The sequence below is a fragment of the Brachybacterium alimentarium genome (assembly GCF_002332425.1).
Lineage (GTDB): Bacteria > Actinomycetota > Actinomycetes > Actinomycetales > Dermabacteraceae > Brachybacterium > Brachybacterium alimentarium.
Genome location: NZ_NRGS01000003.1, coordinates 63,840 through 79,484 on the forward strand (window position 1 = coordinate 63,840; position 15,645 = coordinate 79,484).

The 15,645-nt window shown below is 71.3% G+C and carries 12 protein-coding genes; 9 read left to right on the top strand and 3 right to left on the bottom strand.

Annotated elements, in window-relative coordinates:
• Positions 1–101 precede the first annotated feature (101 nt).
• The 7 genes from CIK71_RS01590 to CIK71_RS01620 all read left to right on the top strand — a co-directional run bounded on the left by CIK71_RS01590 (position 102) and on the right by CIK71_RS01620 (position 9,431).
• On the top strand, positions 102–788 hold the full coding sequence (locus tag CIK71_RS01590) for an acyltransferase (protein WP_096163440.1): 687 nt from the start codon (positions 102–104) through the stop codon (positions 786–788).
• Positions 785–1,894, top strand: coding sequence for a DegT/DnrJ/EryC1/StrS family aminotransferase (locus CIK71_RS01595; protein ID WP_096163441.1), 1,110 nt, complete (start codon positions 785–787; stop codon positions 1,892–1,894). The genes CIK71_RS01590 and CIK71_RS01595 overlap by 4 nt, the downstream gene beginning before the upstream one ends.
• A gap of 2 nt (positions 1,895–1,896) precedes the next feature.
• Positions 1,897–2,910, top strand: a complete 1,014-nt coding sequence (locus tag CIK71_RS01600; RefSeq protein ID WP_096163442.1) for a Gfo/Idh/MocA family protein — start codon at positions 1,897–1,899, stop codon at positions 2,908–2,910.
• Entirely contained in the window at positions 2,903–4,384 is a 1,482-nt protein-coding gene (locus tag CIK71_RS01605; protein ID WP_096163443.1) for a glycosyltransferase, read from the top strand. Before CIK71_RS01600 ends, CIK71_RS01605 begins: the two co-directional genes overlap by 8 nt.
• 7 nt (positions 4,385–4,391) lie before the next feature.
• Positions 4,392–6,398, top strand: a complete 2,007-nt coding sequence (locus CIK71_RS17405) for a DUF6541 family protein (protein ID WP_141393677.1) — start codon at positions 4,392–4,394, stop codon at positions 6,396–6,398.
• A 64-nt stretch (positions 6,399–6,462) separates the two neighbouring features.
• Positions 6,463–8,307 carry an ABC transporter ATP-binding protein gene (locus tag CIK71_RS01615; protein ID WP_096163444.1) on the top strand — a complete coding sequence of 615 codons (1,845 nt, stop codon included), beginning with the start codon at positions 6,463–6,465 and terminating at the stop codon, positions 8,305–8,307.
• On the top strand, positions 8,304–9,431 hold the full coding sequence (locus CIK71_RS01620) for a glycosyltransferase (RefSeq protein ID WP_096163445.1): 1,128 nt from the start codon (positions 8,304–8,306) through the stop codon (positions 9,429–9,431). The genes CIK71_RS01615 and CIK71_RS01620 overlap by 4 nt, the downstream gene beginning before the upstream one ends.
• A gap of 70 nt (positions 9,432–9,501) precedes the next feature.
• On the opposite strand, the gene CIK71_RS01625 is transcribed toward CIK71_RS01620, so the two are convergent.
• The 3 genes from CIK71_RS01625 to CIK71_RS01635 are packed head-to-tail and all read right to left on the bottom strand — an operon-like array spanning position 9,502 to position 13,072.
• Positions 9,502–10,602, bottom strand: coding sequence for a glycosyltransferase family A protein (locus tag CIK71_RS01625; protein WP_096163446.1), 1,101 nt, complete (start codon positions 10,600–10,602; stop codon positions 9,502–9,504).
• Entirely contained in the window at positions 10,599–11,711 is a 1,113-nt protein-coding gene (locus CIK71_RS01630) for a glycosyltransferase family 4 protein (protein WP_096163447.1), read from the bottom strand. Before CIK71_RS01630 ends, CIK71_RS01625 begins: the two co-directional genes overlap by 4 nt.
• Positions 11,711–13,072, bottom strand: a complete 1,362-nt coding sequence (locus tag CIK71_RS01635; RefSeq protein WP_176485496.1) for a glycosyltransferase — start codon at positions 13,070–13,072, stop codon at positions 11,711–11,713. Before CIK71_RS01635 ends, CIK71_RS01630 begins: the two co-directional genes overlap by 1 nt.
• A 200-nt stretch (positions 13,073–13,272) precedes the next feature.
• Between CIK71_RS01635 and wecB the strand changes: the two genes are divergently transcribed.
• The gene (wecB, locus tag CIK71_RS01640; RefSeq protein ID WP_096163449.1) at positions 13,273–14,337 is read left to right on the top strand and encodes a non-hydrolyzing UDP-N-acetylglucosamine 2-epimerase; all 1,065 of its coding nucleotides are present in this window, start codon (positions 13,273–13,275) and stop codon (positions 14,335–14,337) included.
• On the top strand, positions 14,337–15,542 hold the full coding sequence (locus CIK71_RS01645; protein ID WP_096163450.1) for a glycosyltransferase: 1,206 nt from the start codon (positions 14,337–14,339) through the stop codon (positions 15,540–15,542). Before wecB ends, CIK71_RS01645 begins: the two co-directional genes overlap by 1 nt.
• Positions 15,543–15,645 lie beyond the last annotated feature (103 nt).

The window sequence follows — 15,645 nt, forward strand, 5'->3', positions numbered from 1 at the left end:
CGATCCGTCCCGGCGAATCGTGAGGCGATATGGGCAACAGCTGCCCTGGACGGGACTGTTGCTCCGAAAGCGGGGCCTTCCCTCGCGGTATCGTCGAGACCATGAGTGACACCCCTTCCTACCGGGTCGCGCAGGGCGCCGACGTCTCGGACGGCGCGTCCGTCGGTGCCGGCAGCTCGATCTGGCACCTCGCCCAGGTCCGTGAGGGCGCGGTGCTCGGCACCGACTGCGTCGTGGGCCGTGGCGCCTATATCGGCTCCGGCGTGCAGATGGGCAACGGCTGCAAGATCCAGAACTACGCGCTGGTTTACGAGCCCGCTGTGCTCGCCGACGGCGTCTTCGTCGGCCCCGCGGCCGTGTTCACCAACGACCACTTCCCCCGGGCCGTGAACCCCGATCTCTCCGCGAAGTCCGCCTCGGACTGGGAACCCGTCGGCGTGACCTGCGAGACGGGGGCCTCGATCGGAGCGCGCGCGGTCTGCGTCGCCCCGGTGACCATCGGAGCCTGGGCGATGGTCGCGGCCGGTGCCACCGTGGTCAAGGACGTCCCCCCGTACGCGCTGGTCGCCGGGGTTCCCGCCAAGCGGCTCGGCTGGGTGGGCCGCTCGGGCGAGAAGCTCGTGCCTGCCTCCGACGGGACCGACGCCTGGGTGTGCCCGACGACCGGCGAGTGGTACATCCCCGACGATTCCACGGGCGGGCTCCTGCTCGCCTCCTCCCCCCTGGCCGACGCACCGCGTCCGGCCCACCTCACTGACCCCGATGGACAGGACGGACCCTCCGCATGAACACCGAATTCTCGATGATCCCCCCGGCGAAGCCGATCATCGGTCAGGAGGAGCGGGACGCGGTGGACCGTGTCCTGGCGTCCGGCATGGTGGCGCAGGGGCCGGAGGTCGAGGCGTTCGAGCAGGAGTTCTCGGGCGCGCTGGCCGGTGGCCGTGAGGTCGTGGCCGTGAACTCGGGGACCTCGGGTCAGCATCTGGGGATGCTGGCGCTGGGGCTGTCCAGCGGGGACGAGGTCATCGTGCCGTCGTTCACGTTCGCGGCGACCGCGAACACGGTCGCCGTCAGCGGCGGGACGCCGGTGTTCGTGGACGTCGACCCCGAGACCTTCACCCTGGATCCCGCGATGATCGACGCGGCGGTCACGGAGCGCACGGTGGGCATCCAGCCGGTGCACCTGTACGGGCATCCGGCCGCGATGGACGAGATCATGGCGATCGCCGCGAAGCACGACCTGTGGGTGTTCGAGGATGCCGCGCAGGCGCACGGTGCGACCTGGCAGGGCAGCCAGGTGGGCACATTCGGGCAGGCCGGCATGTTCTCGCTGTACCCGACGAAGAACATGACCTCGGGCGAGGGCGGCATGGTCTCGTGCGGGACGGCGGAGACGGCGCGCCAGGTGCGGCTGCTGCGCAACCAGGGCATGGAGAAGCAGTACGCGAACGAGGTCGCCGGCTACAACAACCGCATGACCGACATCCACGCGGCGATCGGGCGGGTCCAGCTGGGCAAGCTCGCGGGCTGGACGGAGACCCGTCGGGAGAACGCGGCGTTCTTCGACGCGCATCTGCGCGGTGTGGTCACGCCGGTGGTCCGCGACGGGGCGCAGCACGTGTACCACCAGTACACGATCCGGATCGAGGGGGCCTCCGCGCAGGAACGGGACGCGTTCGCGACCGCGCTGCGGGAGGAGCACCGGGTGGGATGCGGGGTGTACTACCCCACGCCCGTGCACCGTCTGGAGACGTTCCGGACCGAGGTGGATCTGCCGGTGACCGAGCAGCTGGCCCGTGAGGTGCTGTCGCTGCCGGTGCATCCCAGCATCACCGACCAGGACCGCGAGCGGATCGTCGCGGCCGTGAACACCGTGGCGAAGGCGGGTGCGTGAGCATGGCGAAGAATCTCAGGGCCGGTCTGATCGGTCTGGGCATGATGGGTCGTCATCATGCCCGCAACCTGCGCTCCCTGGAGGGCGTGGACCTCGTCGCGGTCGCGGACGCCTATGGCGATCCCCATGGTGCGGCGCCCGAGCTGGACGTGCTGCCCGATGTGGAGGGGCTGATCGCCGCGGGCATCGACTACGCGGTCGTCGCGGTCCCGACCCAGTTCCACCGGGACGTGGCGCTGCGGCTGGCCGAGGCGGGCGTGCACACGCTGGTGGAGAAGCCGCTGGCGTTCGACATCGGCGAGGCGGAGGAGATCGCGGCCGCGTTCGAGGATGCCGGCCTGGTCGGCGCCGTCGGCTACATCGAGCGGTACAACCCGGCGCTGCAGGAGATGCGTCGGCGGATCGCCGACGGGCAGCTGGGGGAGATCTACCAGATCGTCACCCGTCGTCAGGGCGGGTTCCCGGCCCGGATCGCGGATGTCGGCGTGGTCAAGGACCTCGCCACCCATGACCTCGATCTCACCGCGTGGGTGGCGCAGTCCCCGTACGCGTCGGTGGCGGCGACCTCGACGCGTCGCAGCGGCCGTGAGGACGAGGACATGGTCTCCGTCGCGGGTCGTCTCGAGGACGGCACGATCACCAACCACCTGGTGAACTGGCTGTCCCCCTTCAAGGAGCGCGTCACCGTGGTGACGGGCGAGAAGGGGGCGCTGTTCGGCGACACCCTGAACGCCGACCTCACCTTCCACGCCAACGCCGATGCCGCCACCAACCTCTGGGAGTCCATGGCCTCCTTCCGCGGCGTGAGCGAGGGCGACTCGATCACGTACTCCCTGCAGCGCCAGGAGCCGCTCGCGACGGAGCACCAGGCGTTCCGCGACGCGATCGGCGGCGACACCTCCAACATCGTCACCATGCGCGAGGGCCTGCACACCGTCCGCACCGTCGAGGCGGTGCTGGAGAGCGCTCGGGAGGGCCAGGTCGTGCGTCTGGACACGGCCGCATCCGGTGAGTGATCTCGACAGCGTCCGTGAGCGCGTCCTTCGGCTCGCGTTCCGGACGGCACGCTCGCTGCCCGGTGCGGCCGGCGGGATGGGCGTCTACTTCTCCGCCCAGCAGCGGCTTGCGGAGGATCCCCGCTACGCCGGCTGGCGGCGAGACGTCGCGACCATGCTGCGACGCGCGGATCGGCGCTTCCTGCGCGGGCACGTGGCCTCGGCCCTGCGCTGGTACGACAAGGCGCTGCGGATCAGCTACGACCCGTCCCTCCACCAGACCGGCGGATCACCCCTGGCACAGGACCCGGATGCGTTCCTGCGTCCGTTGCGGCAGTCCGCTCTGGGCACCGTCCTCCTGGACGGCACCGTCCCGGAGGGGACCGCGCCCCCGCGCCCGGCACCTCGCCGCCGCGGTGAGGACGAGCCGCTGCGCCTCGTGGTCGTGGCGCAGGAGAACTGGACCTTCATGCGCCCTCTCCTGGCGGCGCTGCGCGCCACCGGACGCTACGAGGTGCAGGAGATCGAGGTCGACGATCTCCCCGACGGCGGTTTCCCGGATCGCGAGCGGATCATCCGTGGCCGGTACGACCTGCTGACCACCGGGCGACGGATGCCCACCCCTCCCGCTCTCGTCGAGGCCTTCGAGTGGGCGGATGTCGTCCTCGTCGAATGGAGCCATCACGTCCTGACCTGGATGACCCTGCTCGACCGGGCACCGCGCCGGCTGATGGCGAGGATCCACCGCTTCGAGGCGTTCACGCCGTTCGTGCTGCTGCACGACCACCGGCGGATCGATCGGATGCTCTATGTCTCCCCGCCCGTGTGGGCGATGCTCACCACGATCGCTCCCGGCTACTCCGACGTCCCCTCGTCCCAGGTGGGGAACCTCCTGGCCCGTGGCGTCGAGCAGCTGCCGCGGGAGGCCCATGATCCGCATCTCCTGGTGCAGATCGGATGGATCCGCGAGGTCAAGGACGTGCTGTTCAGCCTTGACGTGCTGACCCGTCTGCGACAGCACGACGAGCGGTACCGCCTGCAGCTGGTCGGCCCCGCGCTGCAGGGGGACGAGGCGCGGGACACCCCGTACCAGCGTCGGGTGCGCGCCGCGCTGGGCCGTTTCCCGGACGGCGTCGTCGAGCAGCTCGGGGTGCGGGACGATGTGCCCTCGCTCCTGGCGCAGTCGGGTGCCATCCTGTCCTCGTCCCGGCACGAGGGCACCCACGAGTCCCTGATGGAGGCGCTCGTGGTGGGATGCCCGGCCGTGATCCGGGACTGGCCGGACACCGTCGCCTACGGAGGCCCGGCTACGCTCTACTGTCCCGACTGGGTCGTGGCCGACGCCGACGCCGCGGCGCAGCGCATCCTCGAGCTGGCGGATCCGCAGCGCTACCGCGAGGAGTCCGCCGACGCCCGGGAGTTCGCCCTCGCGCATCGTGACCCTGCCGTGGTCGTCGCGGGGTACGAGCACGTGCTGCAGGACCCCACCGCGTGATCTCCGCATGAGCTCTGTGCTTCCCGTCCTGTGCGGCGCCGTCCTGCTCGGTGCGCCCGGATACCTCATGCTGTGCGCGCTCGACGTGCGCCTTCGCCTCCGCTGGGGGTGGGCTCCCGCGGTGACCGTGCTGCTGACCGTCGTGCTCGGGGCGCTCTTCCGGGTGCTCGGCATCCGGTGGACGCTGCTCAGTGCGGTCATCGGCATCGTGCTGCTGGTGGCCCTCGCCGCCGTCGTGCGTCTCGCGCTGCAGCGCCGGACGGCGCGCAGACTGACCACCAGCACCAGCACCAGCACCAGCACCAGCACCAGCACCAGCACCAGCACCAGCACCAGCACCGGCGTCGGCGTCCCGGCGCCGCAGGACTGGTCGCGAGGCACTGCGGCGGCGGTCACCGGGGCCTCGATCCTGAGCGGCGCGCTGGTGGCGGCATCCGCTGCCCGGCGCATGGGCGGGATCTCGACGCTGAACGGCAGCTTCGACTCCTTCTTCCACCTCTCCGCTGCTGCCTTCATCCGGGAGCGCGGGGACGCCTCCTTCACCACGGCGCTCTCTGACATCTACGGCGAGCCGACCTTCTATCCCGTCGTGTTCGACGACCTCGTCGCGATCCTGCCCTTCGACGTCATCACGGCCGCCAACGCGATGATGCTCGCCATGCTGGCCGCGATCCCTCCTGCGGTCGCGGCGATGGTCGCGGGCGTGTCGCGGCCCGCCCGCTCCGCACCGCTGCTGGTGGCTCTCAGCGCGGGCGCGGCCACGCTGTTCCTCAGCACCCCGGCGATGGCCCTGGTGATGGGGCTGTGGCCGATCGTCCTCGGTGTGGTCTGCCTGCCTCCCGCGATCGCCGCAGTGCTGATGCTGACGGATCGTCGTCACGGTGCGCCGGGCGTGGGCACGGCGGCCGGCCTCGTCCTCATCGTGATCGGCACCGCGCTGGCCCATCCGTCGGTCCTGTTCTCCGTGGCGGTCGTGGCCGGACTCCGCCTCCTGGCCGGCGGCATCGAGCGGATGCTCGGCGGTGGCCGTCTGCGCGGGCTGATCGAGGTCTGCGCTGCTCTCGCCGCTGCGGTCCTGTTCGTCGCCGGCTCCCACGTGCTGCTCAGCGGGATGGCGCTCACGAAGCCCAGCCTCGACGGGGTGGGGTCGGTCCTCGGGGAGATCCTGCTCGATTCTCCGCGGATCCCCGCGGTGCCCGCACTGCTGTGGCCGATGGCGGCCCTCTGGATCCTCGCGATGATCGGTGCTGCTGCCGCGGTCCGGAGCCGGGAGGTGCTGGGAGCAACGGCTGCTCTCGGCCTGCTCGCCTCGCTGATACTCGGCGTCGCCACCCAGATCGACCATCCGCTCGCGGTGGCACTGGTCAACCCCTGGTACGGCGCTCGCGAGCGCATCGCACCCCTGATGATGTGCATGCTGGTGCTGTTCATGGCCCGGGGCCTGCTCGCCCTCCTCGAGCCCGGCGGTCGACGCCGTCGGTCGCTGCCCGGGGCGCTGGCCGTCGGCGCCGTGGTGGTGACGGTGCTGATCGCGCTCGTGACGCCCCAGCGGCTGCCGCTGATGGGATCGCTCGCGTACACCGCCTACGGAGTGCAGCTGACCCCGTACGTCACCTCCGAGGAGCGCAGCTTCATCGAGCGCACCGCGCAGGAGCTGCCCGAGGGGTCCGTCGTCCTCGCGGATCCTCTGGACGGGGCGACCCTGTACTGGTCCGTCGGCGGGGTGGAGACCGTCTTCCCGACCATGTCGAGGCCCCTGACCCGGGAGAAGACGCTGATCGCCCACTACGCGCATCGTGCGGGCACCGACGAGGCCTCCGTGGAGCTGTGCCGGGCGCTGGAGTCGGTGGGCCCCACGCACCTGTACCGCGACACGTCCGAGGCATCCGGCCAGCGGATCAATCCCGAGGATTCCGAGCGCTGGCGTGGGGTCCACGACATTCCCGAGTCCCGACTGACCCTGGTCGACGCGAGCGGCCCGTACGCTCTGTACGAGCTGGACCCGGCGTGCTGACGCCGCCGGGTCCGCCTTCGGGCCGCACTTCCCGCACGGCCTCAACCCCTGAGGAGTTATCCACGTGAAGCAGACGATCAGGATCGTCCGACGAACGCTCTCGGTCCTGCCCCGGGAATCCCGTCGATTCCTGATGGCGTTCGCCGCCGTCATGAGTGTCCTCGCCCTCCTGGACGTGGTCGCGCTCGGCGCGATCGCGCTCGTGATCCCGGCGCTCATGAACCCGGGGACTGCGGTGACGATCCCGCTGGTCGGCTGGAGGTTGGAGACCTTCGAGGAGATGATGATCCTCGTCGCCGCCTTCGTCGGCCTGATCATCATCAAGAGCTTCCTGAACCTGCTGACCATCAGGATCGCCACCCAGCGCTTCGCCCAGCACGAGGTCGCGATCGGACAGACCCTGTTCCGCTCGTACATGTCGGCCTCCTGGGTGGACCGCACCTCGAAGTCGACCCAGGAGATCATCCGCATGGTCGACTCCGGCGTCGCCGCCGTCGTCGCCAACGTGCTGATGCCGTCGATGACCGTGGTCGCCGAGTTCGCGACCATCTCCGTGATCAGCGTCGGCCTGTTCATCCTGGACTGGAAGATCGCGCTGGCGACCTTCGCGTACCTCGGAGCCATCGCCCTGATCCTGTCGAGGGTGGTCACCCCGCTGGCGGTCACCAACGGCGCCTCCAACCGCGACAACTCCATCCGCGTGGTCAGCCTCCTGGGCGAAGTGCTCGCGGCGCTGAAGGAGCTCACGCTGAAGGGCAACGAGACCGAGGTCGCGGACATCGTCGCCGACCGACGCTCGGACGCGTCGCGGACCCGGGCCTTCGCCCAGTACTACAACCAGATGCCGCGCTTCGTCCTGGACGCCGGGATGGTCGGCGGATTCGTCGTGGTGGGCGGGGTCGGCTATCTCTCCGGGCTGCCCGACGACGGCGCCACCGCCGCCATGACCTCCGTCGCGCTGTTCGCCGTGGCAGGCTTCCGCCTGGTGCCCTCGCTGACGCGGTTCCAGTCGACCCAGAACCGGATCCTCACCAACGCCGCCTTCGCCGACTACATCATCGACGACATCGAGTTCGCCCGCGAGGCGGTCGAGCGCAAGGAGCGGCCCGACACCGGGAGCCTCGTCCACGGCCTGCACGACATCGTCCTGGAGGACGTCACCTTCACCTATCCGGGCAGGGAGGAGCCGGCGGTCGACGCCGTCTCCCTGCACATCCCGGCCGGTTCCTCCGTCGCCTTCGTCGGCTCGTCCGGCGCGGGCAAGTCCACCCTGGTGGATCTGCTGCTCGGCCTGCTCACGCCGAGCAGCGGACGCATCCTCATCGACGACGTCGACATGACCACGGTGCTGCGCCAGTGGCGCTCCTCGGTCGGGTACGTGCCGCAGGAGGTCGCGCTCTTCGACGTGTCCGTCGGCGAGAACGTCGCCCTGACCTGGGATCCGGCAGAGGTCGACGAGGAGCGTGTGCGCACGGCGCTCTCCCGCGCGCAGATGCTCGAGGTGATCGAGGACCGCCCGCAGGGCATCCACGGCCGGCTGGGCGAGCGCGGCATGACCCTCTCTGGGGGCCAGCGCCAGCGCATGGGCATCGCTCGCGGCATGTACGCGGAGCCGACGGTGCTCGTGCTCGACGAGGCCACCAGCGCCCTGGACACGAAGACGGAGGCCGCGGTCACCGAGGCGATCCGTGGCCTGGCCGATGAGGTCACCACGATCACGATCGCCCACCGCCTGGCCACCATCCAGTACTGCGACATCGTCTTCTACATGTCCGAGGGGCAGGTCATGGCCTCCGGCTCGTTCGACGAGGTCGTCGCGTCGGTGCCGGCCTTCGCCGAGCAGGCCGCCCTGGCAGGCCTGGCACGGGCCGGGGAGCGTCGTGAGCCCGTCACCGAGGAGGAGGCATGACCTCCCTGCTGATCCTGTCGTTCTCCACCCTGGAACGAGATCCCCGGGTGCAGCGCCAGATCGAGCTGTTCGCCGAGGACTACGAGGTCACCACGGTGGGCTTCGGCCCGCAGCCGCATCCGGGTGTCACCCATCTCGAGCTGCCCGGGGACACCCGGGCGTGGCCCAGCAGCAAGAAGCATCTGCTCACCGGCCGCTACCGGCAGGCGTACTGGGCGATGAGCGCGGTGCGTGCGGCGCACGAGACGCTGGACGAGCTGGTGGGGGCGATGGACATCGTGCTGGCCAACGACGTGAACACGCTGCCGCTGGCCCTGTGGCTCGCACCGCGGCGCGGCGTCCACGCCGACCTGCACGAGTACGCGCCCCGCGAGAAGGAGCACGTGCGCAGCTGGCGCTGGTTCATCGCGCCGTACCAGCGGTGGATCTGCCGCACCTGCCTGCCGCAGGTCGACTCCGTGACCACGGTGTCCCCGGGGCTGGCCGCCGAGTACCACGACCAATTCGGCGTCGACGTCGAGGTGGTCACGAACGCAGCGGCCTACGAGCAGCGCAGTCCGCGCCCGACGGAGGGCACGATCCGGCTCCTGCACACGGGGGTCGCCCGGGCCAACCGCCGCCTGGACGCGATGATCGACGCCCTGCGCGGGGCGCCGGACGGCGTCACCCTCGACCTCATGTTGGTCCCCAGCGAACCCGGGTACATCGATGCGCTGCGGGAGCGGGCCGCGGACCTGCCCGCGGTGCGATTCCGCGAGCCGGTCCCGTACACGGAGCTGGTCGAGACGGTCGCCGAGTACGACGTCTCGATCGTGGTGTTCCCCGCCACCACCTTCAACCTCGAGCACAGCCTGCCCAACAAGCTCTTCGAGGCGGTGCAGGCGCGCACGGCGGTGCTGGTGGGGCCGTCACCGGACATGGCCGACCTGGTGCGTGAGCACGGCATCGGCGAGGTGCTCGAGGGCGCCGACGCCGATGCGCTGCGCTCGGCGCTGGCCACGATGACCCCGGAGGACGTGGACGGCTGGAAGCAGGCCTCCGACGCGGCCGCCCGGGAGCTCTCCGCGGAGCACCAGGTGAGCGGCTGGAGCCGGGCACTCGCCCGCCTCGCCGAGGCAGGGTGACCGCTCCTCCTCGCTGAGCGACCGCGTGCCGCGCGCACGCCCGCCGACCGGCCGAGGGCCGGCCCGGGGCTCAGGCCCGCGCTGCGCTGCGGAGCCGGGGGAGGTGTCGCACCGCGAGGGACGCCGCCATGAACCTCAGGGGCGCCTCGCGGTCCAGCAGGTGCAGCGGTGACGAGGTCAGCAGGGTGGCGGGCCGGCCGTGGCGCCGGCGGGCCTGCGCGGCCCGCACCAGCACCGCCGTGTCGACGGTGGGATCCAGGCAGGCGTCGACCAGCTCCCGATCCGCTCGCGACAGGGGCGCCAGGCAGCCGGGGGAGCGGGTGATCACCCGGGCGGTGATGTCCGCGAGGGCGCGGCGCTCCGAGGGAGTCCAGATCGCGACGTCGTCACGGTAGAAGACCGCGCCGAAGACATGGATCCGCAGCAGCTTCACCCCGATCGCCCGTCGCGCCCGGGCGGGCAGCGACGCGAACCATTCCGCGTCGAGCAGGTCGGGGAAGAAGCCGAGCTGCTCACGCATCGGCCGCACCACGTAGGTCACGCGGTCGCCGGCGTCCTCGCCGATCACGTAGGGCGGGCCGCAGCGGTCGTACGCCGTGGGACAGGTGGCCATCAGACGGGTCACCATCGCGACGTCGCCGCCGATGGTGGCGCCCTCGACGAGCCGCACCCCGGTGCTCTCGAGCATGGCCCGGCGCATCAGCCCCAGCGGGGCGGAGCGGTAGCTCAGCCGGTCCGCGACGAGATCCACCGGACCTCCGCGATGCATGCGCACCGCCGGGGTGGGCACCCCCGCCTCCGCCGTGCCGAGAGCGAGACGGGTGATCACGAAGTCCGCCCCGGTGCGCTCCTGCACCGAGAGCCAGGAGGCCACGGCGCCCGGCGCGAGGATGTCGTCCGAGCCCAGGATCGCGACGAATGTCGCCGTGCTCTGCGCCATCCCGGCGTTGAACGGTCCCGAGGCGGAGCGGAACTCGTCGCGGTGCTCGAGGAACCGGACCCGCTCGCGATGCTTCGGGGCGACGACCGCCGCGATCTCCGCGACGTCGCGGTTGTGGCAGACCACCGTCACCGAGGCGTGCTCGCCGTTCCCGTCGAGGACGGAGGCGACCGCACGGCCGACGGGACGCTCCGGTGTGTGACAGGCGATGATGACCTCGACGGACGTCATCGCCGGCCCACCCCCGCGGTGTCGAGGAGCTCGTACTGAGCGGCGTATCCGCGGCCGACAGCGGCCGTGGAGAACCTGTCTCCGATGGTGTCGGCGATGTCCTGTGCGGGAAGCGTCCGCGTGCGCGCGTCGACGTCGAGGACGGCGTCGGCGTAGGCCGTGACGTCCTGGACATCGATCAGGGCGCCGACCTGCGGCTGCACATATTCTCCCTGGCCGCCGGTCGCGCCGAGCACGACGGGCCGCCCGGCCACGATGGCCTCCGCGGCGGAGACGAAGAAGTTGTCCGCCCGGGTGGGGCCGAAGAACAGATCGGCCCGGCCGAGAGCCTCACGGACCCCGGCGCCGTCGACGGTGCCGGGCAGCGTCAGCCGGTCGCGCACACTGAGCGCGGCGGCGCGATCCAGGGTCTCCGCCCGCAGCGGTCCGTCGCCGAGCCACTCCAGGTGGGCATCCGCGCCGCGCTCGACCAGCTCGGCGAGGACCTCGACGGCCAGCACAGGATCCTTGCGCGGGATCAGACCGCCGGTGGAGACCAGCCGCAGGGAGCTGTCGTCCTCCCGGTCGCGCCGGGCGACGACCTCGCCGGGCTCGACGATGCACGGCACCACGGCGGTGGGTCGGGAGCCGCGCACGGCGCGGATCGGTCGCGCGAGGAACTCGCAGACGGCGGTCACCCGGTCCGGCCGTGCGAGTAGCCGGGACAGCACGGGCAGCGCGATCCGCGCCGGCGCGGGCAGGGTGGCGGGCGTGGTCAGAGCGGACCAGTGCTCGGTGTGGATCCAGGGCGCTCGGGGGCGGTGCAGCGAGAGCGGCAGCAACGAGGAGAACGCCATCGAATGGACGAGGTCGCTGTCAGCGATCGCTGGCCCCAGGGCGCGGGAAGCTCGCAGGATCTGGTCGGGGCGTCGGGGGTCCATCGGGATCCGGAGGACGTCCAGGCCCTCGTGGATCGTTCGTCTGCTGCCGTCGTCGTCGGCCGGAGGGACCAGGTGGATGACCCTCACCTCTGCGTGCCGGCCGATCGCCAGGGCGTCGCGCACCACGAAGGAGCCGCGTGACGGGGCGACAGCAGTCGGGAACCAGGTGGTGACGACGGCGACCCGCATCAGCGATCCTTCCGTCGGCGGAGGATCCGCCGATACATCTCGAGCATCTTCTCGGTCTCGTTCTCCCAGGTCAGCTTCGGGGCGACGGCGCGCGCCCGAGCACGATACGCCTCGGGATCCTCCAGGATCGCGGCGAGGGCGGCAGCGAGGTCCTCGGGCTCGGATCCCTGGAAGACCTCCCCGACGCCGAGCTCCTCGACGACCTGGCGCATGTCGGGCAGGTCCGCGGCGGCGATGGGCAGTCCGGCCCGGATCGATTCGAAGAGCTTGTTCGGCAGGGCGTAGCGATACGACAGGCAGATCGGCCGCACGTGCACCACGGCCACGTCGCCGTCGGCCAGGGATCGGGAGACGTCGTCGGGATCGACCGCGCCGACGAGATGGACCCGGTCCTCGACCCCGCGGCTCACCGCCTCGGCACGCACGGCGTCGAGCGCGGCCGCTTCCCCGTAGCCGAGCAGCACGAAGTGGATGTCCGGCGGGAGGTGGGGGAGCGCCGCGATCGTCTCCTCGATGCCGCGTGCCGTCGTGATGCGACCGCCATAGGCGATCACCTTGTCCGCGTCGGACAGACCGGCGCGCTCGCGCAGGACGCCTGTGGACGGGTCCGGCAGAGCGTCGGCGATCGGCACGTTGCGCACGAGCGTCGGCGCGTCCTCCAGCCGGTACGTGCGCTGGAGCCACTCGGCGATCGAGGGCGACACGGTGATCACCCCATCGACCTGGCGGATCCCGAAGGTCTCGGTCAGCACCTCGGCCAGAGGGGCCAGGATCCGCCCGGAGCGGACGTTGCGGTGACGCCACAGCTCGTGGGAGTCGTAGACGATGCCCGTGCCGCCCCGGGTCAGCGCACGGATGGCGAGCGCGGGCACAAGCGTGTTGGCATCGTTGGCGTGGATGACGTCCGGCTGGAGCCGCAGGCCCGCCGCCGTCGCATTCTTCCAGTACGTCCCCAGCGAGACCGTGCGGAACGCGCGCTCGCCGATGCTGCGCAGCGTGCGCAGTGCGAGCGATCTGACCGCCGGGACCTCGTCGAGGGCGCGCCGAGGCAGGCCGGTGCCGGGACGGGAGCGGGGCACCGGGGCCGGATCGTTCGCCTCGACCGAGTCGGCCTCGTTGATCAGTCGCCGCCACCACGGGGCGATGGAGGGCAGCACCCGTTCGATCGCGAATTCGGGGACCCTCTCGAGGGCGAGGCGCTCGCCGAGGGACGTGACCTGTGCCATTCGCCCGAGCTTGCGACGCTCGACTGCGATGATGCGCACGTCGTATCCGTCGTCGCGGAGGGTGGCGGACTCCTTGAGCACCCGGGAATCGTTGGCGGCATCGTTGTAGACGAGTACAGCGATACGGGGAGCCATCGCTCTCTGGCCTGGCGTCATGCAAATTCCGTTCTCGCGTCCGGCAATGGCGCGGGGCCGCGCCGATCACCGCTGAGGTCAGGTCCTGTGATGTACCGACCGACGTCGGCGGTTGGCTATTGTGGAGCACGCTCACCATACCGTCGTCCTGGTCGGCACCGCTCGGAGCATCGCCGGGTCCGGGAAGAGGAGATCCGTCCGTGAAGATCCTGTCCGTCGTGGGCGCCCGCCCGCAGTTCGTCAAGCTCGCCGCGATCGCCGATGCCGCCGCGCAGCGGGACGACGTCGAGCACCTCATCGTCCACACCGGCCAGCACTACGACGCCGCCATGAGCGACGTCTTCTTCGCTGACCTGCGGATCCCTGCCCCGGATGTCAACCTCGCGATCGGGTCCGGCTCCCACGGCCGCCAGACCGGCGCGATGCTCGCCGGGATGGACGAGGTCCTCGAGGAGCACCGGCCCGACTGGACCCTCGTCTACGGCGACACCAACTCCACCCTCGCCGGCACGCTCTCCGCCGTGAAGATGCACCTCAAGGTCGCCCACCTCGAAGCCGGCCTGCGCTCCTTCAACCGCCGCATGCCCGAGGAGCACAACCGTGTGCTCACCGATCACGCCGCTGACCTCCTCCTGGCACCCACCGAGGTCGCCCGCACGCATCTCGCCGCCGAGGGTCTCGCCGAGCGCACCCTGGTCACCGGCGACGTGATGACCGACGTGTGCCTGCGTGTCGCCGCCTCCGTCGAGGGCGCCGAGCCGGCCCTGCCCGAGGGCATCGACCCCACCGCGGAGTTCGCGGTCGCGACCATCCACCGCGCCGACAACACCGATGATCCAGAACGTCTGCGCGCGATCATCCGGTCCCTGCAGTCGCTCGAGATGCCCCTGGCCCTGTTCGCTCACCCGCGCCTGGTCGCCAAGGCGAAGGACGCGGGCATCGAGCTGAGCGGAGGGGCCGTGCATGTCGGCGCGCCCGTCGCCTATCCGGACCTCGTGGGCGCCGTGAAGCAGGCCCGAGCAGTGGTCACCGATTCCGGCGGCCTGCAGAAGGAGGCCTACCTGCTGGGCACTCCCTGCTCCACCGTGCGCACCGAGACCGAATGGGTCGAGACGCTCGAGGACGACTGGAACCGCCTGGTCCCCGATCCGTCCGAGCTGACCGCGGCGGTGAGCCGCCCCCGGCCCACCGCGGATCGCCCGGCCCACTACGGCGACGGACGGGCCGCACTGCGCTCCGTCGACGCCCTCCGTGAGAACGCCTGATGGCCCGCTCGCGCACGCCGCGCCGGCCCGGCCGCGGTCGCCCGCCCCACGTCGTCGTCGCCACCCGCGTCTACACCCCGGAGCCGGTCGCTGCCGCGTTCCGGCAGGAGGCCCTCGTGCTCGCCCTGGAGCGGGCGGGCGCCGAGGTCACCGTGCTGACCACGACCGCTCCCGGCGCCGGGAACGCCCGTTCGCGAACGCGCAGGGTGTCCCGCTGGCCCGTCAAGCGCGACCACCAGGGGCAGGTGCGCGGCTACGTCTCCTACCTGAGCTTCGACCTGCCGCTCGCGCTGCGACTGCTGCTGCAGCGCCCGATGGACGCACTGGTCCTCGAGCCCCCACCCACCACCGGGATGGTGGGAATGGTCGCCGCAGCGATCCGACGGGTGCCGTACACGTTCTACGCGGCCGACATCTGGTCCGATGCGACCGAGAGCGTCGACGGGGTGCCGACGTTCGTCCGGGCCGCCGTGCGCTGGGCGGAGACGACCGTGTGGAAGCGCGCCGCCCGTGTGCTCACGATCTCCCCGGGGGTCCAGCACCGGCTCGAGGAGCTGATCGGTCCGCGGCCGAGCCTGGCGATGGTCGGCAACGGCATCGACACCGACACCTTCAGCGAGAAGGGCGCGACCGGCGGGGAGCAGGGACCCTACTTCGTGTACGCCGGGACGGTCTCCGAATGGCAGGGCGCCGGCGTGTTCGTCGAGGCCTTCGCACGGGCTCGCGCCGCGCACCCCGAGGCGCGCCTGCTGTTCTTCTCCGAGGGGTCGGGCCGCGATGCGCTCGAGGCCCGAGTGCGCGAGGAGGGGATCGAGGGCATCGAGTTCCGCGACAAGATCCCGCCGGCCGACGTCGCCGCGCATCTGCGGGGCGCCGTCGCGGGTCTGTCCTCGATCACCCCGGGGCAGGGCTACGAGTTCGCTCTGCCCACCAAGATCTACGCGGCCACCTCGACCGGAACGCCGGTGATCCATGCCGGGGAGGGTGCGGCCCACGACCGCATCCGCGACCACGGACTCGGCTGGGCCTGCGACCACGACGCCGAGCAGGTCGCCGACGCCATGGACCGTGCGCTGCGCGGTGAGGACGCTCCGGCGGCGGAGGACGTGCGCCGCTGGACGATGGAGAACGCCTCCCTGGCCGGCTGCGCGACGCACGCCGCCGAGCAGGTGCTCGCGAGCATCCAGGACGCCCGCACGCCCTGACGCCCGCACGCCCTGACGCCCGCACGCCCTGACGACTGAACCCCCTGGCGGCTGAACGCCCTGACGACTGCATACGTCGGCACCGGCCACGATGGCATCGGCA

Bases quoted from the DNA above. Each gene is read 5' to 3' on its own strand.
- CIK71_RS01590 (WP_096163440.1), top strand. From the start codon at position 102: ATGAGTGACACCCCTTCCTACCGGGTCGCGCAGGGCGCCGACGTCTCG.
- CIK71_RS01595 (WP_096163441.1), top strand. From the start codon at position 785: ATGAACACCGAATTCTCGATGATCCCCCCGGCGAAGCCGATCATCGGT.
- CIK71_RS01600 (WP_096163442.1), top strand. From the start codon at position 1,897: ATGGCGAAGAATCTCAGGGCCGGTCTGATCGGTCTGGGCATGATGGGT.
- CIK71_RS17405 (WP_141393677.1), top strand. From the start codon at position 4,392: ATGAGCTCTGTGCTTCCCGTCCTGTGCGGCGCCGTCCTGCTCGGTGCG.
- CIK71_RS01620 (WP_096163445.1), top strand. From the start codon at position 8,304: ATGACCTCCCTGCTGATCCTGTCGTTCTCCACCCTGGAACGAGATCCC.
- CIK71_RS01625 (WP_096163446.1), bottom strand. From the start codon at position 10,602: ATGACGTCCGTCGAGGTCATCATCGCCTGTCACACACCGGAGCGTCCC.
- CIK71_RS01630 (WP_096163447.1), bottom strand. From the start codon at position 11,711: ATGCGGGTCGCCGTCGTCACCACCTGGTTCCCGACTGCTGTCGCCCCG.
- CIK71_RS01635 (WP_176485496.1), bottom strand. From the start codon at position 13,072: ATGGCTCCCCGTATCGCTGTACTCGTCTACAACGATGCCGCCAACGAT.
- CIK71_RS01645 (WP_096163450.1), top strand. From the start codon at position 14,337: ATGGCCCGCTCGCGCACGCCGCGCCGGCCCGGCCGCGGTCGCCCGCCC.